This window comes from Stenotrophomonas sp., assembly GCF_059505245.1.
This window is the reverse complement of record NZ_JCACKF010000001.1, coordinates 86,662-112,820: the sequence shown is the minus strand read 5'-3', so window position 1 is coordinate 112,820 and position 26,159 is coordinate 86,662. Positions and strand designations below refer to the sequence as shown.

Annotated in this window: 22 protein-coding genes; 10 read left to right on the top strand and 12 right to left on the bottom strand. The window is 67.4% G+C overall.

The features are described 5' to 3' along the window. Window positions 1-105: 105 nt before the first annotated feature. Window positions 106-285, bottom strand: a complete 180-nt coding sequence (locus tag AC5JLE_RS00505) for a 30S ribosomal protein THX (protein WP_004150462.1) — start codon at window positions 283-285, stop codon at window positions 106-108. Between the two features lie 110 nt (window positions 286-395). After that, window positions 396-809: a MerC domain-containing protein gene (locus AC5JLE_RS00500; protein WP_496064909.1), complete on the bottom strand. Its 414-nt coding sequence runs from the start codon at window positions 807-809 to the stop codon at window positions 396-398. 136 nt (window positions 810-945) lie between these two features. Here AC5JLE_RS00500 and AC5JLE_RS00495 point away from each other — a divergent pair, with 136 nt between their 5' ends. From AC5JLE_RS00495 to AC5JLE_RS00480, 4 genes are all read left to right on the top strand, one after another. Further along, window positions 946-3,156 (top strand): TonB-dependent receptor, encoded by a 2,211-nt coding sequence (locus AC5JLE_RS00495; RefSeq protein WP_496064908.1) that lies wholly within the window; start codon window positions 946-948, stop codon window positions 3,154-3,156. Window positions 3,157-3,355: 199 nt separating this feature from the next. Beyond that, entirely contained in the window at window positions 3,356-3,922 is a 567-nt protein-coding gene (locus AC5JLE_RS00490) for a TetR/AcrR family transcriptional regulator (protein WP_014646454.1), read from the top strand. Then, a complete protein-coding gene (locus tag AC5JLE_RS00485) occupies window positions 3,922-5,595 on the top strand; it encodes an MFS transporter (protein WP_032956775.1) in 1,674 nt (557 codons plus the stop codon). Before AC5JLE_RS00490 ends, AC5JLE_RS00485 begins: the two co-directional genes overlap by 1 nt. Before the next feature lie 8 nt (window positions 5,596-5,603). Then, window positions 5,604-6,758, top strand: coding sequence for an HlyD family secretion protein (locus AC5JLE_RS00480; RefSeq protein ID WP_049420618.1), 1,155 nt, complete (start codon window positions 5,604-5,606; stop codon window positions 6,756-6,758). A 111-nt stretch (window positions 6,759-6,869) separates the two neighbouring features. Here AC5JLE_RS00480 and AC5JLE_RS00475 read toward each other — a convergent pair whose 3' ends face one another. The 7 genes from AC5JLE_RS00475 to creB form a co-directional block, all read right to left on the bottom strand. Further along, entirely contained in the window at window positions 6,870-7,361 is a 492-nt protein-coding gene (locus tag AC5JLE_RS00475) for a Fur family transcriptional regulator (protein WP_004150412.1), read from the bottom strand. Window positions 7,362-7,395: 34 nt separating this feature from the next. Then, window positions 7,396-8,799: a glutamate--tRNA ligase gene (gltX, locus tag AC5JLE_RS00470; protein WP_496064907.1), complete on the bottom strand. Its 1,404-nt coding sequence runs from the start codon at window positions 8,797-8,799 to the stop codon at window positions 7,396-7,398. A gap of 154 nt (window positions 8,800-8,953) precedes the next feature. Next, window positions 8,954-10,546 carry a M20/M25/M40 family metallo-hydrolase gene (locus AC5JLE_RS00465; protein ID WP_262093255.1) on the bottom strand — a complete coding sequence of 531 codons (1,593 nt, stop codon included), beginning with the start codon at window positions 10,544-10,546 and terminating at the stop codon, window positions 8,954-8,956. A 154-nt stretch (window positions 10,547-10,700) separates the two neighbouring features. Then, window positions 10,701-11,111 carry a hypothetical protein gene (locus tag AC5JLE_RS00460; protein WP_046429648.1) on the bottom strand — a complete coding sequence of 137 codons (411 nt, stop codon included), beginning with the start codon at window positions 11,109-11,111 and terminating at the stop codon, window positions 10,701-10,703. 10 nt (window positions 11,112-11,121) lie between these two features. Next, the gene (creD, locus tag AC5JLE_RS00455) at window positions 11,122-12,441 is read right to left on the bottom strand and encodes a cell envelope integrity protein CreD (RefSeq protein WP_032961974.1); all 1,320 of its coding nucleotides are present in this window, start codon (window positions 12,439-12,441) and stop codon (window positions 11,122-11,124) included. 81 nt (window positions 12,442-12,522) lie between these two features. Beyond that, a complete protein-coding gene (creC, locus tag AC5JLE_RS00450; RefSeq protein ID WP_046429643.1) occupies window positions 12,523-13,983 on the bottom strand; it encodes a two-component system sensor histidine kinase CreC in 1,461 nt (486 codons plus the stop codon). A gap of 3 nt (window positions 13,984-13,986) precedes the next feature. Beyond that, window positions 13,987-14,712, bottom strand: a complete 726-nt coding sequence (gene creB, locus AC5JLE_RS00445; RefSeq protein ID WP_080354574.1) for a two-component system response regulator CreB — start codon at window positions 14,710-14,712, stop codon at window positions 13,987-13,989. A gap of 35 nt (window positions 14,713-14,747) precedes the next feature. Between creB and AC5JLE_RS00440 the strand changes: the two genes are divergently transcribed. From AC5JLE_RS00440 to AC5JLE_RS00425, 4 genes are all read left to right on the top strand, one after another. Beyond that, complete coding sequence (locus tag AC5JLE_RS00440) at window positions 14,748-15,605, top strand: 23S rRNA (adenine(2030)-N(6))-methyltransferase RlmJ (protein ID WP_014646445.1); 858 nt, start codon at window positions 14,748-14,750, stop codon at window positions 15,603-15,605. A 95-nt stretch (window positions 15,606-15,700) separates the two neighbouring features. Further along, window positions 15,701-16,246, top strand: a complete 546-nt coding sequence (locus tag AC5JLE_RS00435; protein ID WP_014646444.1) for a GNAT family N-acetyltransferase — start codon at window positions 15,701-15,703, stop codon at window positions 16,244-16,246. Window positions 16,247-16,395: 149 nt separating this feature from the next. Next, entirely contained in the window at window positions 16,396-19,860 is a 3,465-nt protein-coding gene (gene mfd / locus AC5JLE_RS00430) for a transcription-repair coupling factor (protein ID WP_100449660.1), read from the top strand. Window positions 19,861-19,905: 45 nt separating this feature from the next. Further along, the gene (locus AC5JLE_RS00425) at window positions 19,906-20,523 is read left to right on the top strand and encodes an HD-GYP domain-containing protein (RefSeq protein ID WP_053494648.1); all 618 of its coding nucleotides are present in this window, start codon (window positions 19,906-19,908) and stop codon (window positions 20,521-20,523) included. A 199-nt stretch (window positions 20,524-20,722) separates the two neighbouring features. Here the strand turns inward: AC5JLE_RS00425 and AC5JLE_RS00420 are convergent, their stop codons facing one another. After that, entirely contained in the window at window positions 20,723-22,816 is a 2,094-nt protein-coding gene (locus AC5JLE_RS00420) for a M13 family metallopeptidase (protein WP_496064906.1), read from the bottom strand. Window positions 22,817-22,952: 136 nt separating this feature from the next. On the opposite strand from AC5JLE_RS00420, the gene AC5JLE_RS00415 reads away from it, so the two are divergent. Beyond that, the gene (locus AC5JLE_RS00415) at window positions 22,953-23,414 is read left to right on the top strand and encodes a hypothetical protein (RefSeq protein WP_229767348.1); all 462 of its coding nucleotides are present in this window, start codon (window positions 22,953-22,955) and stop codon (window positions 23,412-23,414) included. Between the two features lie 110 nt (window positions 23,415-23,524). Here the strand turns inward: AC5JLE_RS00415 and gpmA are convergent, their stop codons facing one another. Further along, window positions 23,525-24,274, bottom strand: coding sequence for a 2,3-diphosphoglycerate-dependent phosphoglycerate mutase (gpmA, locus tag AC5JLE_RS00410; RefSeq protein WP_014036448.1), 750 nt, complete (start codon window positions 24,272-24,274; stop codon window positions 23,525-23,527). 93 nt (window positions 24,275-24,367) lie between these two features. On the opposite strand from gpmA, the gene nfi reads away from it, so the two are divergent. Then, the gene (gene nfi / locus AC5JLE_RS00405; protein WP_014646440.1) at window positions 24,368-25,042 is read left to right on the top strand and encodes a deoxyribonuclease V; all 675 of its coding nucleotides are present in this window, start codon (window positions 24,368-24,370) and stop codon (window positions 25,040-25,042) included. A 38-nt stretch (window positions 25,043-25,080) separates the two neighbouring features. Here the strand turns inward: nfi and AC5JLE_RS00400 are convergent, their stop codons facing one another. After that, a complete protein-coding gene (locus tag AC5JLE_RS00400) occupies window positions 25,081-26,061 on the bottom strand; it encodes a cation diffusion facilitator family transporter (RefSeq protein WP_100449655.1) in 981 nt (326 codons plus the stop codon). Window positions 26,062-26,159 lie beyond the last annotated feature (98 nt).

Below are 26,159 nucleotides of genomic sequence, written 5' to 3'. Positions count from 1 at the left end.
CGGCTGCATTACGCCAGCCGAACATGGGCTCGGCCCTGCAGGAACGCGCATAAAAAAACGCGGCGCCAGGCGCCGCGTTTTCCTTGGACCGGTCGGTCGGCCTGATCAGGCCTTGGCGACGGCCTTCTTCGCCACGGCCTTCTTCGCCGGAGCCTTGGCCACGGTCTTCTTGGCAACCGGGGCGGCGGCGCCTACGGCGACCTTGCTCGCGGTGTGCGAACGGGCGTTGCCGTAGCTGGCGTTGTAGCGCTTGCCCTTGGCGGTCTTGCGGTCACCCTTACCCATGTCTTCAACTCCTCAAGTGTGAAATCTGGTTACCCCGTACTGACACGGGTTCGGCGGGGCCGCCTTGCTGGGCGCCCCCGCGCACGATCGGAAATCCTATCACGGCGTGCCTAGTGCGCGCAGCTTGCGTCGTGCACGTGGCCGTGGTTGAGGCGCAGGTTGACCAGGTGGGCAACGCCCACCAGCAGGCCGCCGATGGTCATCACCACCGCATGCGGCACCGCATTGTGGTGCAGCGGGTCGTACAGCACGCCGGCCCACAGCGCGACCAGGCCGGGGATCAGGAAGCCGAGCGCACGCAGCGCACCGTGGCGGCGATAGCCCCAGACCAGGCTGAACAGCCCGAGCAGGGTCACGAACACCACCAGCGCCTGTTCCACGCCATCGCTCAGCCAGAACGACAGGCCCAGCGACGGCGGCGCCGCCAGCAGCACGGGGATCACCGCGCAATGCACTGCGCACAGCATCGAACCAGTGGCACCGAAACGGTCGAGCAGGTGGCGCAGGCGTGAGGACAGGGACATGACTTCCAGCAGGGTCGGCGAATCGTTATGGAATAATATAACATCCCTCTCCGAACCGCACGGTTTCCCCTCCCCCTGTCCCCTCGACGGGATTCGTGCGCCCTGCGATTGATACATTGTAACAAAGGACCTGCCCATGCCCGCCCACACCCCTCGGCTCAAGCCGCATTCCCTGCCCCTGGCCCTCGCCGCCCTGTTGCCGTCCGTCGCCTTTGCAGCCGGCCAGGACACCTCCCACCGTGACCGCCACCTGACCGAACTCTCCTCGGTACAGGTCACCGCGTCGCCGCTGCAGGGCGATGCCGAATCCCTGGCGCGCCCGGTGGACGTGCTGGCCGGTGAGCGCCTGGACGAGCAGAAGGCCGGCACCCTGGGCGATACCGTGGCCAAGCTGCCCGGCGTACAGAGCACCTTCTTCGGCCCCGGCGTCGGCCGCCCGATCATCCGCGGCCAGGAAGGCCCGCGCGTTGCCGTGCTGTCCAATGGCATGGGCAACATGGACGCCTCCACGGTCAGCGCCGACCATGCCACCAGCATCGAGCCGTTCCTGGCCGACCAGATCGAAGTGCTGAAGGGTCCGGCCACGCTGCTGTTCGGCAGCGGCGCCATCGGTGGTGCGGTCAATGTGGTGGATGGCCGCATCGCGCGCGAGCTGCCGGAGCGTCCGCTCAGCGGCCGCGCCGAGCTGCGCGGCAACTCGGTGAACAATGAGCGCAGCGGCATGTTCCGCCTCGATGGTGTCAGCGGCAACGTCGTGCTGCACGTGGATGGCCTGGTGCGCAATGGCGACGACTACCGCATTCCCGGCTACGCGGTGATCGACAGCCTTGAAGACCACCATGACCACGATCACGACCATGATCACGACGCAGCCGAGGGCGAAGAACCGCGCCGCGGCCGCCTGGACAACAGTTCGATCCGCACCCGCGCCGGCGGCGTCGGCGCAACGTGGCTGGGCGACGGTGGTTACTTCGGTGTGTCGGCCAGCACCTATCGCACCAACTACGGCATTCCCAACGGCGCGCACGTGCATGCCGATGGTGATGACCATGGCCATGACCACGGTCACGACCACGGCGATGAAGAGGAAGGCGGCGACGAGCATGACGTGCGCATCGACATGGTGCAGAACCGCTTCGAGACCAAGGCCGGCATCTACAACCCGGTCTCGTTCCTGAAGAACATCAACGCACGCGTGGCTTACACCGACTACGAGCACGTGGAGCTGGAGGCCGGCACGCCGTCGACGCGCTTCACCAACCGTGGTATCGAAGCGCGCCTGGAAGCCGTGCAGCAGCAGATCGGCGGCTGGGACGGCGCGTTCGGCCTGCAGTTCGGCAACAGCGATTTCGGAGCCAAGGGCGAAGAGGCGTTCGTACCGGATACCGGCACCAGGAACATCGGCCTGTTCGTGCTGCAGGAAAAGCAGTTCGGCCCGTTCAAGCTGGAACTGGGTGGCCGCCACGACCAGGTCAAGCTGGACCCGACCGGTGACTACCGTCGCCGCACGTTCGGTGCCACCAACCTGTCTGCCGCCGGTATCTGGAAGCTCAACGATGCCGTTGACCTGCGCATCGGCGTGGACAGCTCAGAGCGTGCACCCACCAACGAAGAGCTGTACGCCGCCGGCGCGCACATCGCCACCCGCTCGCTGGAGATCGGCGACGCCAACCTGAAAACCGAGCGCGGCCAGCGCGTCGAACTGGGCATCCATACCCACAGCGATCGCCTGGACTTCTCCGCGTCGGTCTACCAGACCAAGTTCAAGGACTTCATCTACCTCGCCGACACCGGTGTTACCGAAGGCCTGCCGGTCCGCGCCTGGACCCAGCAGGACGCGGTGTTCCGCGGCGCCGAGGCCGAAGCGCTGGTGCACCTGTTCGAGGGTGGCGCCGGTGACTGGGATCTGCGCCTGTTCGGTGACTATGTGAAGGCCAAGCTGGATGGCAGCGGCAGCCGCAACCTCGACATCGCCGTGCCGCATGGCGACCACAACCACAACTACAGCGTGGAGCTGGCCAATACCGGCTACCTGCCGCGCATCGCCCCGGCCCGCGTCGGCGCCGACCTGCGCTGGTCGAAGGACGGCTGGCGCGCCGCGGTCGGTGCAGTGCGTTACAGCCGCCAGAAGGACGTCGCCCAGAACGAAGCACCAAGCGACGGCTACACGCTGGTCGACGCGCACCTGGCCTACCGCTGGGATCGCAACGCGGGCAACAGCTACGAGGTGTTCCTGGATGGCAGCAACCTGACCAACCGCGAAGTGCGCCCGCATACCTCGCTGCTGCGCGACTACTCGCCGCTGCCAGGCCGTGGAGTCGCATTCGGGATCCGCGCGTTCTTCTGATCGCGCACGGCGGGGTCGGATCCCTTTCCGAAGGAAAGGGCTCTGGCACCACCGCATTGAACGGGGGCCTTCGGGCCCCCGTTTTCATTCCGTCCCACGCCATCACGCATCCGTCACAAAGGTGTGCGTACGACAACAACCGGACAATCCCGTCACTCAAAGTCTCGCCAATCGGACACTTTTGTCCGAAAATAATTCCATGACCGCTCAACGTGCCGATGCAGCTGCCCGCCGTGCCCTCATCCTCGACGCCGCCGATCATGTCTTCGGCCAACATGGCGTCACCGCCCCGCTGGATCTGGTGGTCGAACGCGCCCAGGTGGGCCGCGCCACCCTGTACCGCAACTTCCCCGACCGCACCGCGCTGATCCAGGCGCTGCTGCAGCGCACGGTCGACCGCATCCGGCGCCAGGTCGAACAGCTCGGTGACCGCGATGACGCCCTGTTCGAGGTGTTCGAGGGCATGGCCCAGCGCATCATCGATTCGCCGGCACTGGCCGATTACTGGCGTGCGGTTGATTCGGACGTGCCGTCCATGCGCGCCGCGCGCGAGACCGTGCGCGACCTGCTGGAGGAACCGATCGCGCGCGCCAAGGCCGCCGGGCTGTGCCGTGACGACCTGGAAAAGACGGATATTTCACTGATCTCGGGCATGCTGGGTGCGGCCCTGCGCGGCAAGACCCGCGACGAGCGCGCCCAGTTGGCCGGGCGTGCCCTGCAGCTGCTGCGTGGGGGTCTCCAGGGAGCTGCCAGCGAGGCCCGTTGATGGTCCAGCCGTATCTGAAGCCGGTTCCGGATTGGGAGGAGCATGAGAAGCCGACCATGCCCGGCTCGGCGTCGATGCCCTGGCACCCGCCGTACCGGCGCGCGGCCTATGCGCTGGTATCGTTGCTGGTGGCGATCACCGGCGGCCTCGGCAATGCGCTGGTCACCGCCAACCTGCCGTTCCTGCAGGGCCAGCTGGCGCTCACTCCGACCCAGGGCAGCTGGCTGGTGGCCGCGTATGCGATGGTGAATGTCACCGCCAACCTGCTGGCCTTCAAGTTCCGCCAGCAGTACGGCATCCGCCTGTTCGCCGAGATCGGCCTGGGCCTGTATGCGGCGCTGGCGGTGCTGCACCTGTTCGTCGGCAGCTTCGAGACCACGATGCTGACCCGAGCCGCCAGCGGCTTCGCGGGTGCGGCCTGTTCCACACTGGGCACGCTGTACATGCTGCAGGCGCTGCCGCGGCGATTCACCGGCAACCTGCTGGTGGTCGGTGTCGGCCTGTCGCAGCTGGCGGTGCCGATCGCCTGGATCGTTTCACCAGGCCTGGTCGATACCGGCCAATGGCACCAGCTGTACTCCTTCGAAGCCGGCCTGGCGCTGTGCGCGTTCGCGGCAGTGGTGGTGCTGAAGCTGCCGCCGGGCATCCAGGTAAAGGCGTTCGAGCCATTGGACTTCCTCACTTTCGCCCTGCTCGCGCCGGCGGTCGCGCTGCTGGTGATCGTACTGGCGCAGGGCTACACGCGCTGGTGGCTCAACACCCCATGGCTGGGCTGGGCGCTGGTCGCCTCGATCGTGCTGTCCACCACCGCCTTCATCATCGAACACTACCGGCGCAATCCGCTGCTGCAGATCCGCTGGCTGTCGAAGCTGCCGGTGCTGCACTTCATCGTCGGCGCGTTCCTGATCCGCTTCCTGACCACCGAGCAGTCCTACGGCGTGGTCAACCTGATGCGCACGCTGGGCATGGGGCCTGACCAGATGCGGCCGTTGTTCGTAGTGATCCTGGCCGGGGTGATCGTCGGCATCGCCGGCGCCTCGCTCACCTTCGGACCGAAGCGGCTGATCGCGCAGCTGCTGATGGCGATCCTGCTGCTGGGCGCCGCCGCGTTCTTCGACCAGCACCGCACCAGCCTGGACCGGCCGCACGACTTCTACGCCAGCCAGTTCCTGGCCTCGGTCGGTGCCGGCATGTTCATGGGCCCGCTGATCATGCTCGGCATCTCCGCCGCGTTGAAACAGGGCGTCGACCACATGATCACCTTCCTGGTGACGCTGTCGATCACGCAGACCCTGGGTGGCCTGGCAGGTTCGGCGGTGCTGGGGACCTTCCAGCTGCATCGCGAGCAGCTGTATTCCAGCGCGCTGACCAGCCAGCTCGATCCGGCCGATCCGGTGGTCGCGCAACGGCTGCGCATCCAGCAGCAGCTGTACGCTGCGCAGATCACCGACCCGGTGCTGCGCAGTGCGCAGGGCAGCGCGCAGCTGGCGCAGACCACGCGCCGCGAAGCCAACGTGCGTGGCTTCAATGACGTGTTCACGCTGAGCGGCTGGCTGGCGATCGGCTTCCTGTGCTGGTTGCTGCTGCTGTCGCTGCGCACCGCCGTGCTCAAGCAATGGCGCAAGCGCCACCCCGCCCTTTCCACCGCGTCCACGCCGGCCGCGTCCCGTTGAGTCCTCCCATGCCTCCCGTCCCGCCCCGCCCCGACGACACCGACAACGTCACCCCACCGCCGCCGACCGACGCGGCGCCCGCGGCCACGCCGGTAGAACCTGCGGTCGCGCCGAAGTACCTCAAGCCCAGCGCCCGCAGCGTGGTGGTGATGGTGGTAGTGGCCTTGCTGGGCATTGCGCTGATCCTGCGCGCCTGGCACCTGTGGCCGTTCACCAGCAGCGTGATGGTGACCGACAACGCCTATGTACGCGGCCAGATCACGGTGATGGCGCCGCAGGTGAACGGCTATGTGACCGAAGTGCTGGTGAAGGATTTCCAGCATGTGAAGCAGGGCGAGCCGCTGCTTCGCATCGATGACCGCATCTATGCGCAGCGCGTGGCCCAGGCGCAGGCGACGCTGGACAGCGCGCGCGCGGCGCTGGCCAACTCGGACCAGTCACAGGCGCAGAACCGCGCACAGATTGCCTCCGCCCGCGCCACGCTGTCGGCCGGCCAGGCCGAACTGCAGCGTTCGCGCAATGAATTGAAACGCTACGAGGAACTGGCGGCGCAGCAGCTGGTGTCCATCAACGACCGCGACAAGTTCCGCACCACCCAGGCGTCGGCACAGGCCAGCGTGCAACAGTCGCAGGCGCAGATCCGCATCGCCGAGGAAACGCTGGTGTCGACCCAGGTCGCGCGCAAGAGCCTGGAAGCGCAGGTGGAAAGCGCGCAGGCGCAGCTGGAACTGGCCCGCATCGACCTGGCCAACACGGTGATCCACGCACCACGCGACGGCCAGATCAGCGAAGCCAGCGTACGCGTGGGCCAGTACGTCGCTGCCGGTTCGCAGCTGCTGTTCCTGGTACCTGACACGCTGTGGGTGGTGGCCAACTACAAGGAAGGCCAGACCTGGGGCATGGCGATCGGCCAACCGGCGACGTTCTCGGTGGACGCGTTCCAGGGCCAGGTGCTGCGGGGCCGCGTGCAGGAGATCGCCCCAGCCACCGGGTCGGAATTCAGCGTGCTGCGCCCGGACAATGCCAGCGGCAACTTCACCAAGGTGGTGCAGCGGCTGCCGGTGCGGATATCGATCAACAGGGATCAGAAGCTGGCAAAGCAGCTGCGGCCCGGCATGTCGGTGATCGTGCGGGTGGATACCCGGTCCAAGCCGATGGACTAGGACGCAGGCCCTGCCGCACCGGTATGAAACGGGGTCAGATCCCTTTGCCAGTGGCAAAGGGATCTGACCCCGTTTCCAAAATGCCGGCCAGCGGCCGGCCCTACCGTTGCGTTAGCCGGCGCAGCGCGCGCAGAGGCCATGCACTTCCAGCGTCTGTGCCTGCGGCTGGAAGCCCAGCTCCTTGGCGCGCTTCTCCAGCTGGGTGACGATCTCGCGGTCTTCCAGTTCCACCGCGCTGTGGCAGCTGTTGCAGATCAGGAACGGCACCGAATGCGCGGCACTGCTGGGATGGTGGCAGGCCACGAAGGCATTCACCGATTCCAGCTTGTGCACGAAGCCATTGGCCATCAGGAAGTCCAGCGCGCGGTACACGGTGGGCGGGGCATCGGCGCCCACGCCCTTGCCGTTGCGCACCCATTCCAGCAGCTCGTAGGCCTTGACCGGCTTGCCGGCCTCGGCGATCAGCTTCAGCACGTTGGCGCGGATCGGGGTCAGGCGCAGCCCGCGTTCGCGCGAGACACGCTCGACCACCGCCACGAAATCCGATGCGTCGTGGACGTGGTGGTGCGGGGCGGTACAGGCAGTGGCGGTCTTGGCGGGCATGCGTGTTCTCCGGTTCGGGCCTGGCAAGGATGCCTCAGGCCGTTGCTACCTTGGTGATGGCCACATCAATGCGTTTCAAGGCCTGCTCGCGGCCGGCCAGGTACACGGTATGGGAGATGTCAGGACTGACCTGGGTGCCGGTGATCGCCACGCGCAGCGGCTGGGCGACCTTGCCCATGCCGATTCCCAGCGCTGCGGCCGTGTCGTGCAGGGCGACGCCCACCGACTCGGCGGTCCACTCCGGCAACGCTGCCAGCAGCTCGCGGGCCTTGCCCAGCGCCACCTCGGCACCGGCCTTGAGGTGCTTGGCCACCGCCGCTTCGTCGTACCCGGTCAGCGGCTGGTACCAGACCACGGCCTTCTCGGCCATTTCCTTCAGGGTCTGCACGCGTTCACGCAGGGCGATCACCACATCCTCCGGGGCCGGGCCGGCGGCCACGTCCAGGCCCAGCTTCTGCAGCTGGTAGGCCAGGTGCGGCACGATGGCGGCCACGTCCTCGGTCTTCAGGAAGTGCTGGTTGACCCAACCCAGCTTGGCCATGTCCAGACGCGAGGCCTTGGAATTGCAGTCCTTCACGTCGAACAGGTCGATCAGCTCCTGGCGGCTGAACAGCTCCTGGTCACCGTGGGACCAGCCCAGGCGGGCCAGGTAGCTCAGCAGCGCATCGGGCAGGTAGCCGGCGTCCTTGTACTGCATCACGTCGGCCGCACCGGTGCGCTTGGACAGCTTGGCGCCCTGCTCGTCCAGGATCATCGGCATGTGGCCGAACTTCGGCACCGGCGCACCAATGCCCTCGTACAGGTTGATCTGGCGCGGGGTATTGTTGATGTGGTCGTCGCCGCGGATGACCTCGGTGATGCCCATGTCCCAGTCGTCCACCACCACCGCGAAGTTGTAGGTGGGGTAGCCGTCCGGGCGGAAGATGACCATGTCATCCAGCTCGCTGTTGGCGATCTCGATGCGGCCCTTGATCAGGTCGTCGAACACCACCGTACCTTCCAGCGGGTTCTTGAAGCGGATGACGCGGTTCGGGTCGTCCTTGTACGGCAGGCCCAGTTCGCGTGCAGCGCCGTTGTAACGCGGCTTTTCCTGCCTGGCCATGGCGGCCTCGCGCATCGCGTCCAGCTCTTCGCGGGTTTCGTAGGCGTAGTAGGCCTTGCCGTCGGCGATCAGCTGCTCTGCCACTTCCCGGTAGCGGGCGACGCGGTCGGTCTGATAGATCGGGCCTTCGTCGTAGTCCAGGCCCAGCCACTCCATCGCCTCCAGGATGGCGTCGATCGCGCCCTGGGTGCTGCGTTCACGGTCGGTGTCCTCGATGCGCAGCACGAACTCGCCGCCACGGTGGCGGGCCTCCAGCCAGCAGTACAGCGCGGTGCGGGCACCACCGATGTGCAGGTAGCCGGTGGGACTGGGGGCGAAGCGGGTGCGGCAGGTCATGGACGGCTCGAGGAACGGGAATCCCCCGATTTTACCAGCCCGCCGCCCCCGACGGAAAAAGGGGACGGAGGGGATTAAGTCGCGATTGCCCAGCCCGTGGGTACTGCAACCGGGAAACGGAGGGGAGATGCGACTTAATCCCCTCCGTCCCCTTTTACGGTTCCACCTTGCGCGGGAACGGCTGCTCGCGCATCGCGGCGTTGTAGGCGAACGAGGCGACGATGGCTGCGGCCTGCTTCAGGTCTTCCGGTTCGGCGTGGTCCCAGGTGTCCAGGTGGCTGTGGTGGACATTGGTGAAGTAGTCCAGCCGGTCCTGGATGAACTGGAAGCCCGGCAGGCCGATGCGGTCGAAGCTGATGTGGTCGGTGCTGCCGGTGTTGCGGGTCGCCACGGTGGTGGCGCCGACGTCATGGAACGGCGCCAGCCAGGCTTCGAAGATCGGCATCGCCGCCAGGTTTTCCTGGGCGTAGATGCCCCGGAAGCGGCCGGAGCCGTTGTCCATGTTGAAGTAGACTTGGAACTTGCTGTAATCGCGGGTCTTCTGCAGTGCACCGGTCGGCTCGCGCAGCGACGCCGGCAGCGCCTTCTGCGCCGGGTCGGTGGGCTCCGGGAACCGGCCGAAATGCTTGGCCACATAGGCCTGCGAGCCGATCAGGCCCTGCTCCTCGCCGCTCCACAGCGCCACGCGGATGGTGCGCTTGGGCCTGGCGCCGGTGGCTTTGAGGATGCGCATGGCCTCCATCATCACCGCCACGCCTGCGGCGTTGTCGGCCGCGCCGGTGCCGCTGTGCCAGGAATCCAGGTGCGCGCCGATCATCACCACTTCATCAGGCCTGCTGCTGCCGCGGATCTCGGCCAGCGTGTTGTAGCCGGGCTGGTCGGCGTCATCGGTGAAGCGCGCGGCCACATCCACGCGCAGGCGCACGGTCTGCCCGGCCTTCAGCGCGCGCACCAGCGGGTTGAAGTGCTCGCTGATCATCGCCAGCTCGGGGATGCCGACCGGCTCGCCGGCCTTGCGCGAACCACCACCGGCAACGCGGATGATGCCGTTGTCCCAGCTGCTGATGCTGATCGAGGCCAGCGCCCCTTCTTCGACGAAGAACGCATTGACCCTGGTCGCCAGCTGCTGGCGTTCCTGGTACTCCTTGACCCGCTTGGCACGTTCGGCGGTGGCGTCCTGGTCCTTCGGCAGGGTGAACGCCTGCAGGCCTTCCAGCGAGGTCGCGTCATGCCGATGGGAATCCGGCTCGGTGCCGCGCTTGTACTCGCGCGCCTCGCCCAGCAGCAGGATCTTGCCGCGCAGCTTGCCGCGGTACTTTTCGATGTCTTCGGGCTTCTTGATCTCGACCTGCACCAGCTCGCCTTCAACCGGCCCCTTGGTGCCCGGCGTCCAGGCCTTGGGCAGTGCATGCAGCGGCTGCAAACGGTCACCCAGCATTTCCACGCTGGCCGAGGTGAACTCCCAGCCACGGCCAAAGTCATCGAACGCTTCGTCGTGGACGTTGTCCAGCTTCCATTCGTTGAACTTGCCGCGGGTCCAGGCGTTGGCGCGGCCCATCGCCGGCGAGTTGGTCAGCCGCGGGCCGATGCGTTCGGTGAGATAGCTGAAGGTGTCCATCACCTGCGAACGGTGGAAGGCCTCCTGGCGGATGCGGCTGACCATGTCCAGGTCCACTGATTCGCGCTGCTGCGCCGCTGCATTGCCACCCATTGCCAGCGCTACGGCCAGCACGCCCCACTTCAACACATCGCACCCCTGCCTTCCGGCCTGCTCATCAACCCATCGAGTCTAGCCAGCAGCGGCGCCGCGATACCGTCCCATCGGTCATGGGCGGGAGCGTGCGAACCAAGGTTCGCACCCACAACAGTAGGTCCACGCCATGCGTGGATGAACAGCCCAATCACCCGCTCCATCCCAACCACAACTGTGCCCGCTCCGGCAGCAGCAGCAACCAGTGCCGCCGGTCGATGCTGCTGCAGCCATACACAGCCGCATGCGCGGGCCAGTCATCGGGCAGGCCACCAATGCCGATTTCCGCAAGTGCTTCCGCCCCGGCCTTCCATGGCCGGTAGCGCGGCACCTTCCCCGCCAGCGCACCGCGTCCCTGCCGCGCGCCCTGCAACCAGGCAAGGCCATTGCCCTGCAATCCCTCGCAGGTCACCGCGGCCAGCTGGAAGCGGACCAGGCCGGGGGCGATCCGTGCCCCCGGCAGGGCCGCCAGCACGCCATGTGCCTGCAGCAGTGCATCCACTTCCAGCAGGGCCGGAATGCCCTGCCGCGCCCGTTGCCGCAATCCCTGGCGCCAGCTCATGGCGTGCTCCTTACTTCAGGTCCGCGCCAAGCGCGTACCAGTCGACCCGGCGGGTCACCCACATCGCCAGCGCCAGGATCACGAACAGCAGCAGCGATCCCATCAGCAGTGCGTTGTTCTCCGACACCAGCAGGCCATACAGCGCGCCGTACAGCACGGTCAGCAGCGCAGCGAAGCCAAGGCCGCGCTTCCAGTGGCCCAGCACGTTGGCCAGGTACACCGCCTGCAGGCCGATGCAGGCCACGGCCGAGACCAGGTAGGCCTTCCAGAACGCGATGTGCTCGGACAGGCTGATCAGCAGCAGGAAGAAGATCGCCAGCGCCAGGCCGACCATCAGGTACTGCAGCGGATGGATGCGCAGCGACTTGATCAGTTCGAACAGGATGAAGCCGACGAAGGTCAGCACCACGAACAGCACGCCGTACTTCGAGGCACGGTCGGCCTGGGTGTAGGTATCGACCGGATCGACCAGCGACACCGTCACGGCCTGCGAATCGATCGAGCCCTCGCTGCGCAGCTGGCGCTGTGCATCGGAGGCCAGCGAGGACACCGCCCAGCGTGCATCGAAGCCCTGTGCATCGACACGGCGTTCGTTGGGCAGGAAGGCGCCGCTGAACGACGGATGCGGCCAGCTCGACCGCAGCGCGATCCGGGTGTCATCGCCCACCGGCACCACCGACAGCATGCGGCTGCCATCCAGGCGCAGCTCCAGTTCAACGGTGCTGGCGGCCAGCGCGCCGCCCTGATCCGCGGCGAAACCGCTCACCGGCGCATGCAGGCCACGTCCGATTTCGCTGGCCACGCCTACACCGGGCAGCAACCGCAGCTGCTTGCCGTCCACCCGCAGGTTCGGCGTGCCCACCAGGCCGCGCACATCGGAAACCCCCAGCGCCACATAGGGCTGGCCATAGGTGCGGCCGTTCTTCACCGGATAGTCGTCTTCGGCGAAAGTCGCCTTCAACTGGCCATTCCAGCTGTACACCGGCACCTTGAACAGGCCGACCTCGCGCTGGCTCGGCAGCATCTCGCCGCCCACCTCCAGCGACGCCGGCATCTGCAGCCAGTGGCCCTCGGTCACCTGGATCTCGGTCTTCTTGACGCCCAGCGGGTCAACCAGTTCAACCTGCTTGCGTTCCACCCACGGCACCACCCGTACCGGGCCCACCAGCTGCTGCGTGCCGGCACGGCTGTCGGCCACCCGGGCAAAGGCCTCGTCGCGGTACTGGCTGCGCTCGGTGATGACCCCGCGGATCATCATCAGCGGCACCAGCAGCAACAGGATCAGCCCGCCGACAATGGCGAACCTCAGCAGCATCTTCAGGGATTTCATGGTCCATCCTCGTTGGAGAGGGCTGCAGGATGGACCGCTGCGGTGAGCAGGGTTTGTGGCGAAGTTGAAGCGAGTGTGAAGTCAGCGGCGCGGACGCTGGCCCGGCACTGACAACGGCAGCCAAAGGCTGGCCACGGTGCCACCGCCGTCGCGCGCGTCGAGGCTGGCGCGACCATCGTGCAGGCGCGCGACCTCCTGCACGAACGGCAGGCCCAGGCCGGAACTGCGCCGGCCGCTGCCCGGGCGGGCAAGCGAATAGAAGCGTTCGAACACCCGTTCGCGCGCGTAGTCGGGAATGCCGGCACCGCGATCCGCCACCTGCAGGCGCACGCCCTGCCCGTCCACCTCGGCCTGCAGTGCGATGTCCGCGCCGGGCGGTGAGAAGGCAATGGCGTTGTCGATCAGGTTGTGCAACGCCTGCCGCAGCAGATAGGCATCGCCCTGCACGCGCAGGTCGGGCGCGCTGCCGATGCTGACCTGCACGCCGGCCGCCTGCGCACGCACCTGCGCCGCCGCTGCCGCATCGGCCAGCAACGTTGGCAGCGCGATCGGATCGCGGGTCTGCAGCCAGCCATGCTGTTCCACTTCGGCCAGCGCCAGCAGCTTGTCGATGGTCTCGGTCAGCCGCTCCTGCTGGTCGACGATGCTGCGCGCGAAATGCACGCGGTCGGCCTCGGGCAGCGGCTCCTGCAGCAGCTCGGCGGCACCGCGGATCGCCGCCAGCGGGCTCTTCATTTCATGCGTCAGTGACTGCACGTACTGTTCGACATAGGCCTTGCCCTCCAGCTTGCGGCGCATGGTTTCCAGCGCCTGGCCCAGGTCGCCGATCTCGTCGCGGCGGCGCCGTGGCGGTGGCACCGGTTCGCCGGCGCTGACCGCGCGTGCATAGCGGCTGAGCTGGCCGAGGCCGGTGGTGAGCCACATCGTCACCAGCACGCCGACCAGCGCCGACAGCCCGATCAACCAGGCGCCGCGCTCGATGATGGCGCGCTGGCTGGCGGCGATGAACGGATCGATGCTGCGGTTGGGCTGGGCCAGGCTGAGCACGCCGATCAGGGTGCGCCCATCGGCCGGGTCGTATACCGGCGCCGCCACGTGCATCACCGTATCGCCTTCTTCGCCTGGTATTTCCGGGCTGGAGCGGGCGCCGTACTCGCCACGCAGGGTGCGGTAGACATCGTTCCAGCGCGAATTGTCACGCCCGAGGTCGCGGCCCAGCGAGTCGTAGATGACGATGCCCCTGGCATCGGTGATGGTCACCCGGTAATCCAGCGATCGCTTGGGAAAACGCCAGACCATCGCCTTCAGGTCGCGCTGCCGCGCCTTGGCCAGGTTGCGGGTGAAGCTGCCGCTGCGGATGGTGCCGTCCTTGACGTCGGCGGCGGCCATCTCGGCCAGCACGTTGGCCGCATCGACCAGGGTCGATTCCATCGCCTGGCGCACACCGGGCTTCACCTCGTTGACGAATACGCGCATCACGAAGAACGCGGCGATGCCGGTGATCAGGAAGAAGCCGAGGAACAGCTTCAGTACCAGGCGCATCGGCTAGACCTCCAGCGCGTAGCCAAGGCCACGGTGGGTGCGGATCGGGTCGTCGCTGGCACCAGCCGCACGCAGCTTGGCGCGCAACGTCTTTACATGGGTGTCGACGGTGCGGTCGGCACTGTCGGCGCTGCTGTCCCAGCCCCGGTCCATCAGCTGCGCGCGGCTGAGGATGGCACCGGGCCGCTGCAGCAGCGCTTCCAGCAACGCGTACTCGTAGCGGGTCAGGTCCAGCGCGTGGCCGCGGAAGCGGATACGCCGGCCTTCGCGGTCGATGGCGAAGGCGCCATGTTCCTGCCAGCCCGCATCTGCGCCGGGGGCTGCCACGACCGCTGCCGCACGACGCAGGCGCGCACGCACCCGCGCCACCAGCTCACGCGGCGAGAACGGCTTGGTCATGTAATCGTCGGCGCCCAGTTCCAGGCCGAGCACGCGGTCCACTTCATCGTTGCGGGCGGTCAGGAAGATCACCGGCAGCTGCGCCGCCGGCCCGGGCTGCGCACGCAGCCGCCGGCAGACCTCGAAACCGCCCAGGTCCGGCAGGCCCACGTCCAGCACCACCACGTCGATATCGCCGGCCTGCAGCCGTTGCAGGGCCTCGCCGCCCAGCAGGCAGTGGCTGGCGGCATAGCCTTCGCTGCGCAGCGCATAGAGCACGGTTTCGGCGATGGCGGCTTCGTCCTCGACCACCAGGACATGGGCAACGGGAGCTGTCATGGCGCGCAGCATAGCCGCTGCGGCCGCCGCCCCGTACACTGCCGCCCATGAACTATCGCCACGCCTTCCACGCCGGCAACCACGCCGATGTGCTCAAGCACATCGTGCAGCTGGCCCTGATCGACAGCTTCAAGCGCAAGGACAGCCCGTTCTTCGTGCTCGACACCCACGGCGGTGCCGGCCGCTACCTGCTGGCCAGCGAAGAGAGCCGCAAGACCCTGGAGGCCGAATCCGGGATCATGCGGCTGATGGCCCAGCCCAGGCTGCCGGAGGTGGTCGAGCGCTACCTGAAGGCGGTGCAGGCCGACAACCCGGTGGGCGCGCTGACCAACTACCCGGGCTCGCCGCTGCTGAGCGCACAGGCGATGCGCGCGCAGGACCGCATGGCGGTCTGCGAGCTGCAGGAAGCCGAAACGGCCACGCTGAAGGCCCTGTTCGCCCATGACAGCCGCGTCGATGTGCGCGCTGGCGATGGCTATGCCCTGCTGCGCTCGCTGCTGCCGCCGAAGTTCAACGGCAGCAAGATCGGCCGTGGCCTGGTGCTGATCGACCCGCCGTACGAGGCCCAGGACGCCGAGTACCAGGCCGTTCTGGCCGCCCTGGCCGAGACCTTGGCGCGCTGGCCACAGGCGACCTGCGCGGTGTGGTTCCCGATCAAGCAGCGCCGCACCATCCTGCACTTCCTGCGCAAGGCCACCGCCCTGCCGGTGAAATCGGCGATGACGATCGAGTTCCTGGTGCGCCCGGACGACTCGCCGCTGCGCCTCAACGGCAGCGGCATGCTGCTGCTCAACCCGCCGTGGCAGTTCGACCGGGTGGTCGGCCCGGCCCTGCCGGCGCTGCGCCAGCACTTGGGCGAACCGGGGGCCAGCACCCGCCTGGATTGGCTCAAAGCCCCCGAATGACGGCCTTCACGAGGCTGTACCGCCGTGAGCCTTTCGTTCACGGAATGCAGCCCCGGTGATGCCACAATCGATGGACCACCAAGGAATCACCCGGTATGGCCACTCGCAACCGCATGCCGCCCTGGCATGAGATCTTCAAGGCTCCCAGCGGCCACGAGCTGCTGATCCGCCCCATCCGCCCGGAAGATGGCGCACCGCTGCAAGCGGCATTCAGCCTGTTCGGGCCGGAAGAAATCCGTGATCGTTTCCTGCAGGCGGTGACCGAGCTCTCGCCGGAAACCACCCAGCGCCTGACCCACCCGAATCCCAAGACCGAGATCACCCTGGTCGCAGCCGAATCCCTGCCCGCTGGCGAAGCGGTGGTCGGCGCGGTCGCCCGGGCCTCGATCATCCCCGGCACCCGTGAAGCCGAGTACGCGATCCTGATCAGCCGCTTCCTTATTGGCCAGGGCCTGGGCCGGCAGCTGATGCGCAAGCTGGTGAAGTGGGGCCGCGGCAAGTACCTGGACCGCCTGTACGGCGACGTCGCCGCCGAGAACGAGCCGATGAAACAGCTGGCCGCCTCGCTGGGCTTCAAGCCGGTCCCGCACCCGGCCGGTGCCGAAGGCCTGGTGCGGATGGTGCTGGAGCTGGACAACTGACAGATGCGCCGGGCCCCGCCCGGCGACGCCTGCCGGTAGTGCCGGCCGCTGGCCTGGACTGCGTTACCCCAACGGCACATGAGGCTGCCGGCAATCGGCCGGCACGACCCACCGGGCTTCGATCGGGCTTCTGCTAAAATCCGGGGTCCATGTCGCGTACCTCATACCCCGCCCCGCCGCTGCCGCGCGCCGGCCAGCTCCGCGCCTGGTGGCGCGCCCCCGCCTCGCCGACCGCCCTGGCCTGGTACCTTGCCCAGGCCGCGCGTGCGCACGACGCCCCGCTGCTGGTGATCGCCCGTGACAACCACGGTGCCAACCAGCTCGAAGCCGACCTGCACACCCTGCTCGGCGGCGATCCGGCCCTGCCGGTGGTCGCCTTCCCGGACTGGGAAACCCTGCCCTACGACCGCTTCAGTCCGCATCCGGACATCATTTCGCAGCGCCTGGCCGCCCTGCACCGCCTGCCCGCGCTGAAGCGTGGCCTGGTGATCGTGCCGGTGCAGACCCTGCTGCAGCAGCTGGCCCCGCGCAGCTACGTGATCGGTGGCAGCTTCGACCTGAAGGTCGGTCAGCGCCTGGACCTGGAAGCCGAGAAGCGCCGCCTGGAAAGCGCCGGCTACCGCAACGTGCCGCAGGTGATGGATCCGGGCGACTTCGCTGTGCGCGGCGGCCTGCTCGACGTGTACCCGATGGGTGCCGACGAGCCGCTGCGGGTGGAACTGCTGGACGAGGACATCGACTCGATCCGTGCCTTTGACCCGGAAAGCCAGCGTTCGCTGGACAAGGTCGAGGCGGTGCACATGCTGCCCGGCCGCGAAGTGCCGATGGATGAAGCCAGCATCGCCCGCGTGCTGGCCACGCTGCGCGAGCGGTTCGATGTCGATACCCGGCGCAGTTCGCTGTACCAGGACCTGAAGTCCGGACTGGCGCCGGCCGGCGTCGAGTACTACCTGCCGCTGTTCTTCGAACGCACCGCAACCCTGTTCGACTACCTGCCCAGCGGCAGCCTGCCGGTGGTCTGTGCCGGTGCGTATGAAGCGTCCGTCGCGTTCTGGGCGCAGACTGCGGACCGCTATGAGCAGCGCCGCCATGATGTGGAGCGCCCGCTGCTGCCGCCGTCGGCGTTGTACCTGTCGCCGGAGCTGCTGCGCGAGCGCCTGAACGAAGCCCCGCGCATCGAGGTGTGGGCGGCTGACCATGCGCGCATCGCCGACGCGCACGCGCTGGGCGACCAGCCGCTGCCACCGCTGCCGGTGGCCGCGCGCGAAGCCCCCGCTGGCGATGCGCTGAAATCCTTCCTCGGCCATTATCCGGGCCGGGTACTGATCGCCGCCGATTCACCCGGCCGCCGCGAGGCGCTGCTGGAAGTGCTGCAGGCCGCCGAGCTGAAGCCGCCGGTGGTGGCCGACCTGCCCAGCTTCCTCGCCGACGACGCGCGCTTCGCGATCGCGGTGGCACCGCTGGAGGATGGCTTCGCGCTGGACGATCCGCGCATCGCGGTGCTGACCGAGCGCCAGCTGTTCCCCGAGCGCGCCGGCAGCACCCGGCGCACGCGCCGTGCCGGCCGCGAGCCGGAAGCGATCATCCGCGACCTCGGTGAACTGACCGAGGGCGCGCCGATCGTGCACGAGGATCATGGCGTCGGCCGCTATCGTGGCCTGATCGCGATGGACGTCGGCGGCATGCCCGGCGAGTTCCTCGAAATCGAATATGCCAAGGGCGACCGCCTGTATGTGCCGGTCGCCCAGCTGCACCTGATCAGCCGCTATTCCGGTGCGTCGGCGGAAACCGCGCCGCTGCATTCGCTCGGTGGCGAGCAGTGGAGCAAGGCCAAGCGCAAGGCCGCCGAGAAAGTACGCGACGTCGCCGCCGAACTGCTGGAGATCCAGGCCCGCCGCCAGGCGCGTGCCGGCCTGGCACTGCAGGTCGACCGCGCGATGTACGAGCCGTTCGCGGCCGGTTTCCCGTTCGAGGAGACCCCGGACCAGCTGGCCGCGATCGACGCCACCCTGCGCGACCTGGCCAGCAGCCAGCCGATGGACCGCGTGGTCTGCGGCGACGTCGGCTTCGGCAAGACCGAGGTGGCGGTGCGTGCGGCCTTTGCGGCCGCCAGTGCCGGCAAGCAGGTGGCTGTGCTGGTGCCGACCACGCTGCTGGCCGAACAGCATTACCGCAACTTCCGCGACCGCTTCGCCGATTACCCGCTGAAGGTCGAGGTGCTGTCGCGCTTCAAGACCACCAAGGAAATCAAGGCCGAGCTGGAAAAGGTCGCCGCCGGCACCATCGACGTGATCGTCGGTACCCATCGCCTGCTGCAGCCGGACGTGAAGTTCAAGGACCTGGGCATGGTCATCGTCGACGAGGAGCAGCGTTTCGGCGTACGCCAGAAGGAAGCGCTGAAGGCGCTGCGCGCCAACGTGCACCTGCTGACCCTGACCGCCACACCGATTCCGCGCACGCTCAACATGGCCATGGCCGGCCTGCGCGACCTGTCGATCATCGCCACGCCGCCGCCGAACCGGCTGGCGGTGCAGACCTTCATCACCCAGTGGGACAACGCGCTGCTGCGCGAAGCCTTCCAGCGCGAGCTGGCGCGTGGTGGCCAGCTGTATTTCCTGCACAACGACGTGGAAAGCATCGGCCGCATGCAGCGCGAGCTGTCCGAGCTGGTGCCGGAGGCGCGCATCGGCATCGCCCATGGGCAGATGCCCGAGCGCGAGCTGGAAAAGGTGATGCTGGATTTCCAGAAGCAGCGCTTCAACGTGCTGCTGTCGACCACGATCATCGAGTCGGGCATCGACATCCCCAACGCCAATACCATCATCATCAACCGTGCCGACCGTTTCGGCCTGGCCCAGCTGCACCAGCTGCGTGGCCGCGTCGGACGTTCGCACCACCGCGCCTACGCGTACCTGATCACGCCCGACCGCCGCGCGATCACCCCCGACGCTGAGAAGCGCCTGGAAGCGATCGCCTCGATGGACGAGCTGGGCGCCGGCTTCACCCTGGCCACGCACGATCTGGAAATCCGCGGTGCCGGCGAACTGCTCGGCGAGGACCAGAGCGGGCAGATGGCCGAGGTCGGCTTCAGCCTGTACACCGAGCTGCTGGAGCGCGCGGTGCGCAGCATCAGGCAGGGCAAGCTGCCCGACCTTGATGCCGGCGAGGAAGTGCGTGGTGCCGAGGTCGAACTGCATGTGCCGGCACTGATCCCGGAAGACTACCTGCCGGACGTGCATACCCGCCTGACCCTGTACAAGCGTATTTCCAGCGCGCGCGACAGCGATGCGCTGCGCGAACTGCAGGTGGAGATGATCGATCGCTTCGGCCTGCTGCCGGATGCGGCCAAGCACCTGTTCGCCATCGCCGAGCTGAAGCTGAAGGCCAACACGCTGGGCATCCGCAAGCTGGACCTGGGCGAAAATGGTGGCCGCATCGTGTTCGAATCCAAGCCGAACATCGACCCGATGGCGGTGATCCAGCTGATCCAGAAGCAACCGAACCTGTACGCCATGGAAGGGCCCGACAAGCTGCGCATCAAGCACCCGCTGCCGTTGCCGGAAGACCGCTTCAACGCGGCCCGCGCCCTTCTGACCACCCTCGCCCCGGGTTGATCGCCCCCCGAACACCCCGCACCGGTCCCCACCCGGTGCGGGCGGATGACCATGTTTCCTGACGCCGTACCCGCCCCCGACCTGCTGCACGCGCAGGCCTGCCTGATCGATGCCCTCTCGATGTCGCTGCAGATGCGCGACGCCTACACCCGCCATCACTGCGACCGCGTCGGCCTGTTCGCGCAGCGGCTGGCCGCGCACTGCGATCTCGACGACCAGGCCTGTGCGCAGGTCGGCCTGGCCGCGCGCTTCCACGACATCGGCAAGATCGGCATTCCCGACGACGTACTGCTGGCACCGCGCCGGCATACCGATGAGGAGCGCGCGATCATGCGCGAGCATCCGGTGCGCGGCGAGCACATCTTCCTGGCCACCGGCCGCAGCGACGCCGCGCCCGTGGCGCGGCTGATCCGCGCCCATCACGAAGCCTTCGATGGCAGCGGCTATCCCGATGGGCTGCGCGGCGAATCCATCCCGCTGGGCGCGCGCATCGTCACCATCGCCGATGCCTACGATGCGATGACCAGCGTGCGCCCGTACCGCGACGCGATGGAGCACGAAACCGCGTTGCGGATCATCGATTCGCAGTCTGGAGGGCTGGTGGATCCCTACGTGCTGCAGCGCTTCCATCGCATGCTGGCGCGGGAGCCGGAGCTGGCCTGAGATCTTCCGGAAGGTGAAACGACCCGTCGGTAGAGTCGACTGTCAGTCGACTGCTCTTCGTCCAGATCGCGAAAATCCCGCGCTGCGCGCGATAGTCGACTGACAGTCGACTCTACCAGTCGGCGCTGCGCTACCGGCCTGGAAGACAAAAGGCCCGGCATTCGCCGGGCCTTTCGCATCACGCAGTCACGGTGATCGATTACCAGATCACCACGCGCTTGTCGTCGGCACGCACCATCGCGTCGCCGGCCTTGCACTGGAATGCAGCGGCATAGGACGGCATGTTCGACGGTGCGCCGTTGGCACGGAAGTTGGCCGGGGCGTGCGGATCGGTGTTCAGGCGGACGCGCAGCTCACCATCGGTGAAGTTGCGGCGCCACACGGTGGCCCAGTTCATGAAGAAGCGCTGGTCCTGGCTGTGGCCATCCACTTCGACATTCGCCTTCGGGTCTTCCTTCAGCGCCATCTGCAACGCGTCGTAGGCCACGGTCAGGCCGCCGAGGTCGCCGATGTTCTCGCCCAGGGTCAGCTTGCCCTTCACGAACACGCCCGGCACCGATTCATAGCCGTCGAACTGCGCGACCAGCTGGTCGGTACGCGCGGTGAAGGCCTTGCGGTCGGCGTCGGTCCACCAGTTGTCGAAGTTGCCGTTGGCGGCGAACTGGCTGCCCGAGTCGTCGTAGCCGTGCATCATCTCGTGGCCGATGACCGCACCGATGCCGCCGTAGTTCAGCGCCGGATCGGCCTTGGCGTCGAAGAACGGTGCTTGCAGGATCGCCGCCGGGAACACGATCTCGTTCTTGGTGGCGTTGTAGTACGCGTTGACGGTCTGCGGGGTCATGCCCCACTCGGTCTTGTCCACCGGCTTGCCGATCTTGTCCAGCATGTAGCGGTAGTTGAACGCACGCGCCGCCTGCATGTTGCCCAGGTAGCTGTCGCCGTTGGTCTGCAGGCCCTCCCAGTCACGCCACTTGTCGGGGTAACCGATCTTGGGGGTGAAGCTGGCCCACTTCTCCAGGGCCTTCTTCCTGGTTTCTTCGCCCATCCACGGCAGCTGCTCCAGGCGCGCCTTCAGCGCCTGCGACAGGTTTTCCACCAGGTGCTGCATGGCGACCTTCGACTCGGCCGGGAACACGGCGTCGACGTACAGCTGGCCCAGGGCTTCGCCCATGCCACCGTTGACCGACTCCAGCACGCGCTTCCAGCGCGGCTGCATTTCCTTCTGGCCACGCAGGGTGGTGCCATAGAAATCGAAGTTGGCCTTCTCGAACTGGCTGCTCAGGTACGGCGAGGCGTCGTCGATGGTGTGGAAGCGCAGGTAGGCCTGCCAGGTGCTGGCCGGCACATCGGCCAGCATCTTGTCCATTTCAGCGAAGAAGCCCGGCTGGGCCAGCGAGAACTTCTGCGCGGCCGGCACCTTGAGGGTCTCGAACAGCGCGGTCCAGCTGAAGTTCGGGGTCAGCTTGTCGGCCTCAGCCGCGCTGAGCGGGTTGTAGCGCTTGGCCGGGTCACGCATTTCGATGCGCGACATCGAGGCCTTGGCCAGGCGGGTTTCGAAGGCCATCACGGCCTTGGCCTGCTCGGCGGCCTGCGCCGCGTCCACGCCGGACAGGGTCAGCACCTGTGCGATGTAGGCCACGTAGGCGTCGCGGATCTTGGCCTGCGCATCGTCGAAGTAGTAGCCCTTCTCCGGCAGGCCCAGGCCACCCTGGCCGACGTAGGCGATGACGTTGGCCGAATCCTTGTAGTCGGCATTGGCGAACAGCGAGAACAGCACGCCCTTGCCCTCGGCCTGGCTGTCGCGCAGGTACCGGGTGATGGCGGCGGTGTCGTTCAGCGCGGTGATCTTGTCCAGCTGCGGCTGCAGCGGCGCCAGGCCGGCAGCTTCGATCTTCGCTTCATCGTTGCCGGTCTTCCAGATGTCACCGATCTTCGCTTCCACCGAGCCCGCCTTGGCCTGGCTGGCGGCGGCCTGCTGCACCAGCGCGTGCTGCACTTCCAGCGAGCGCTCGCGCAGGATCTCGAAGCTGCCCCAGGTGGTCTGGTCGCCCGGCACCGGGTTGGCCTTCAGCCACTTGCTGTTGACGAAACCATTGAGGTCGGTACAGGCCGGAATGGCCGGATCGAGGTCGGCGCTGTTGAGCGAGACCAGCGGCGTCTTGATCTGCGACAGGTCGAAGGCCGGCTTGGCGTCGGCACTGGCCGCCGGGGCGGTTTCGTTCTTGCCACAGGCCGCCAGTGAGGCAGCGATGGCGATGGTCAGGCCCAGCGGGACCAGGTTGCGGACGTTCATGAGGCTCTCCTGCGGGTAATTTCACAGGGTAGCCGCGGGAGCGACGCTGGGGACCGGCCAAAGGTCACGAGCGCATGGCGCGGCTCGTCTGCATGCCGCTATGCTCTGGCTTCCGCGATCACTGGACTTCATGACCATGGACGAAGCTGCGCTGCTGCAGGCCATCGACGCTTGTGAGTGTCTGTTCCTGGCGGGCATCGGCGAGCCGGAAGCGAATCGTCTGCGCCTGGTCGTCGAGGAAGGCCTGGTGGTCGGAAAGCCCTCCCGTGTGGAGCTCGCTCATGGACGTTCAATCGATGATGCGCGTGCGATAGAGGTGATGCCCCACTCGCAGCGTTTTGAGCTGATCTGGGACCACTACATCAGCTACGCCGTGCACAACGAGTCCTACCAGAGCTGGGACGACGCCGAAGCCTGGAGCGGCAACCTGTTCCGCCGCTACAGCCGTTCGAAGTTCCTCGATTATCTGGACCATGCCACCTTTGCCGATGTCAGTTACCCGGGCCCATTCACGCACTATCAGGTGATATGCCAGGAACACGTCATCGACATTGCCGCGTTGCAACCGCCGAAGGTGCGCCGCATGGATCCCTCGTAGCTGGCTGATGCAGCCCCCATGGGTTGGCTCTACCGGGTTGCGACAGCGCCGGCCGAGCGTAGGCTCGGCTCGACAAAAGCGAAGGCCGGCTTGCGCCGGCCTTGTGCTTCTTACTTCGCCTTGCCCTGGTTGGCCACGGCTTCGGCGGCCTTGCGCGCTGCTTCCGGGTCGCCCAGGTAGCGGAACGACTGCACGGTCAGGTCGTCGTTCAGTTCGAACAGCAGCGGGATGCCGGTCGGGATGTTCAGCTCGAGGATCTCCTCGCGCGAGACATTGTTGAGGTACTTGTACAGCGCGCGCAGCGAGTTGCCGTGGGCGGTGACCAGCACGGTCTTGCCGTCCTTCAGCTGCGGCGCGATGGCGTCGTGCCAGTACGGCAGCACGCGGTCCAGGGTGGTGGCCAGCGATTCGGTGCCCGGCAGCGCGTTGCGGTCCAGACCGGCGTAGCGGCGGTCATGGATCGGGTGGCCCGGATCTTCCAGGTCCATCGGCGGCGGCGGGATGTCGTACGAACGGCGCCAGACCTTGACCTGCTCTTCGCCGTGCTTGGCCGCGGTCTCGGCCTTGTCCAGCCCCTGCAGGCCGCCGTAGTGCCGCTCGTTGAGGCGCCAGGACTTGTTCACCGGCAGCCAGTCCTGCTCCAGCTCGGCCAGCGCACCCTGCAGGGTGTGGATGGCACGCTTGAGCACGGAGGTGTGGGCGACGTCGAACTGCAGGCCTTCCTCGCGCATCAGGCGACCGGCGGCGGCCGCTTCCCGGCGCCCCTGCTCGGTCAGGTCGACATCGACCCAGCCGGTGAAGCGGTTGTCCAGGTTCCACTGGCTCTGGCCATGGCGCAACAGTACGAGTTTACGGGTCACTGCAGGGTCTCCAACGCGAGGAAAGGCAGGCCGCCATTGTAGCCCGGCCGCCGCTCACCGGGCCGTGGCGCCGCCCGTGCGATGCTGTGACCGATGAATACGGTGATCGATCCCGGATGTTGGGAAGGCAGCGTCTCCGCGGCACGCGCGCAGCAGCTCCAGCTGGCCGGCCGCGTGGAGCGCCAGGACCGCCTGCCACGCGACGTCCGTTGGCTGGCCGGGCTGGATGTTGGCTTTGAAGACGACGGCGCCATCACCCGCGCCGCGGCGGTACTGCTGGACGTGGAGACGCTGAAGCCCGTGGCGCAGGAGATCGCGCGCATCCCCACGGTGATGCCCTACATCCCCGGCCTGCTCAGCTTCCGCGAGCTGCCGGCACTGCTGGCCGCGCTGGCGCTGCTGCCGCGCACGCCGGACCTGGTGTTCGTCGATGGCCATGGCATCAGCCATCCGCGCCGGCTGGGCGTGGCCGCGCATCTGGGCGTGGTCACCGACCTGCCCAGCATCGGCGTGGCCAAGTCAAAGCTGGTGGGCCGGTTCGTCGAACCGGGCGCCGAGGCCGGTGCACATGCGCCGCTGCAGGATGGCGACGAACAACTGGGCTGGGTGCTGCGCAGCAAGGTGCGCTGCAAGCCGCTGTTCGTGGCCGGCGGCCATCGGGTCAGTGCCGATACCGCGCTGGACTGGGTGCAGCGCACGCTGCGCGGTTACCGGCTGCCGGAACCGACCCGGCTGGCGGATCGGCTGGCCTCGCGACGGGACGAATGACCGCACCGGGCATTCCCCGGTGCGGCTTTCATTTTCATTCAATGATGCACGTGGCCGCGATGGCCCTGCGCGTCCTCACCGTGGTCGTGGCCTTCATGGCCCTGCTGCGCGCCGCCCTTTGCCGACGCCGGTCCAGCGCAGGCTTCACCACAGTGGTCCGCTTCGATCTGCAGCGTCACGTGTTCGATGCCGAAGTCATCGTGCAGGCGCCCGCCCAGCTCACGGCGCAGCGCATCGGCGTCGGTGCCGTCGCGCATCACGATGTGCGCGGTCAGCGCCGGCGTGCTGGAGGCCAGCGCCCACACATGCAGGTCATGCACGTCCAGCACCGCAGCATGACCGGACAGGCTGTCGCGCACCTTGGCCACGTCCACGCCCTTGGGCACGCCTTCCAGCAGCACGTTGATCGCCTCGCGCATCAGCACGTAGGTGCGCGGCAGTACCCACAGGCCGATCAGCACCGCCAGGATCGGGTCGATCGGCTTCCAGCCGGTCCACTTGATCAACAACGCACCGGCGATCACCGCCACCGAGCCAAGCATGTCCGCCCACACTTCCAGGTAGGCGCCCTTCACGTTCAGGCTCTCGCCGCTGCCGGCCTGCAGCAGGCGCATCGAGATCAGGTTGATGACCAGGCCTGCGGCGGCGATCACCAGCATGCCCGAAGATGCGATCTCCTGCGGTTCGCGGAAGCGACCGATCGCCTCCCACAGGATGTAGGCGGCGACCACGAACAGCATGGCGCCGTTGATCATCGCGCCCAGCGCTTCCAGGCGTGCATAGCCGTAGGTGCGGCGCGCGTCCGGCGGGCGCCGACTCAACCGCACCGCGACCAGCGCGATCATCAGTGCCAGTGCATCGGTGGCCATGTGTGCCGCGTCGGACAGCAGCGCCAGGCTGTTGGTCCAGAACGCGCCCACCACCTCGATGACGAGGAAGGTGGAGGTCAGGCCGAGGGCCCACCACAAGGGTTTCTCGTGGCGGATCTGGGATGGCAGGTGATCGTGGTCGTGGCCCATGGCAACAGCTCCTTTGCGATGCGGTGCAGGCTACGCCGTGCTGGCGGGGGAGACTATTACGGTGTTTATAACATTGCAGCCCAGGCGATCCCTCACCG

Bases quoted from the DNA above. Each gene is read 5' to 3' on its own strand.
- AC5JLE_RS00500 (WP_496064909.1), bottom strand. From the start codon at position 809: ATGTCCCTGTCCTCACGCCTGCGCCACCTGCTCGACCGTTTCGGTGCC.
- creC (WP_046429643.1), bottom strand. From the start codon at position 13,983: ATGCGCCTGGTACTGAAGCTGTTCCTCGGCTTCTTCCTGATCACCGGC.
- AC5JLE_RS00485 (WP_032956775.1), top strand. From the start codon at position 3,922: ATGGTCCAGCCGTATCTGAAGCCGGTTCCGGATTGGGAGGAGCATGAG.
- AC5JLE_RS00425 (WP_053494648.1), top strand. From the start codon at position 19,906: ATGACCATGTTTCCTGACGCCGTACCCGCCCCCGACCTGCTGCACGCG.
- AC5JLE_RS00435 (WP_014646444.1), top strand. From the start codon at position 15,701: ATGGCCACTCGCAACCGCATGCCGCCCTGGCATGAGATCTTCAAGGCT.
- AC5JLE_RS00415 (WP_229767348.1), top strand. From the start codon at position 22,953: ATGGACGAAGCTGCGCTGCTGCAGGCCATCGACGCTTGTGAGTGTCTG.
- AC5JLE_RS00490 (WP_014646454.1), top strand. From the start codon at position 3,356: ATGACCGCTCAACGTGCCGATGCAGCTGCCCGCCGTGCCCTCATCCTC.
- AC5JLE_RS00505 (WP_004150462.1), bottom strand. From the start codon at position 285: ATGGGTAAGGGTGACCGCAAGACCGCCAAGGGCAAGCGCTACAACGCC.
- AC5JLE_RS00480 (WP_049420618.1), top strand. From the start codon at position 5,604: ATGCCTCCCGTCCCGCCCCGCCCCGACGACACCGACAACGTCACCCCA.
- creD (WP_032961974.1), bottom strand. From the start codon at position 12,441: ATGAAATCCCTGAAGATGCTGCTGAGGTTCGCCATTGTCGGCGGGCTG.
- mfd (WP_100449660.1), top strand. From the start codon at position 16,396: ATGTCGCGTACCTCATACCCCGCCCCGCCGCTGCCGCGCGCCGGCCAG.
- AC5JLE_RS00400 (WP_100449655.1), bottom strand. From the start codon at position 26,061: ATGGGCCACGACCACGATCACCTGCCATCCCAGATCCGCCACGAGAAA.
- AC5JLE_RS00420 (WP_496064906.1), bottom strand. From the start codon at position 22,816: ATGAACGTCCGCAACCTGGTCCCGCTGGGCCTGACCATCGCCATCGCT.
- AC5JLE_RS00460 (WP_046429648.1), bottom strand. From the start codon at position 11,111: ATGAGCTGGCGCCAGGGATTGCGGCAACGGGCGCGGCAGGGCATTCCG.
- AC5JLE_RS00495 (WP_496064908.1), top strand. From the start codon at position 946: ATGCCCGCCCACACCCCTCGGCTCAAGCCGCATTCCCTGCCCCTGGCC.
- creB (WP_080354574.1), bottom strand. From the start codon at position 14,712: ATGCTGCGCGCCATGACAGCTCCCGTTGCCCATGTCCTGGTGGTCGAG.
- AC5JLE_RS00475 (WP_004150412.1), bottom strand. From the start codon at position 7,361: ATGCCCGCCAAGACCGCCACTGCCTGTACCGCCCCGCACCACCACGTC.
- nfi (WP_014646440.1), top strand. From the start codon at position 24,368: ATGAATACGGTGATCGATCCCGGATGTTGGGAAGGCAGCGTCTCCGCG.
- AC5JLE_RS00440 (WP_014646445.1), top strand. From the start codon at position 14,748: ATGAACTATCGCCACGCCTTCCACGCCGGCAACCACGCCGATGTGCTC.
- gltX (WP_496064907.1), bottom strand. From the start codon at position 8,799: ATGACCTGCCGCACCCGCTTCGCCCCCAGTCCCACCGGCTACCTGCAC.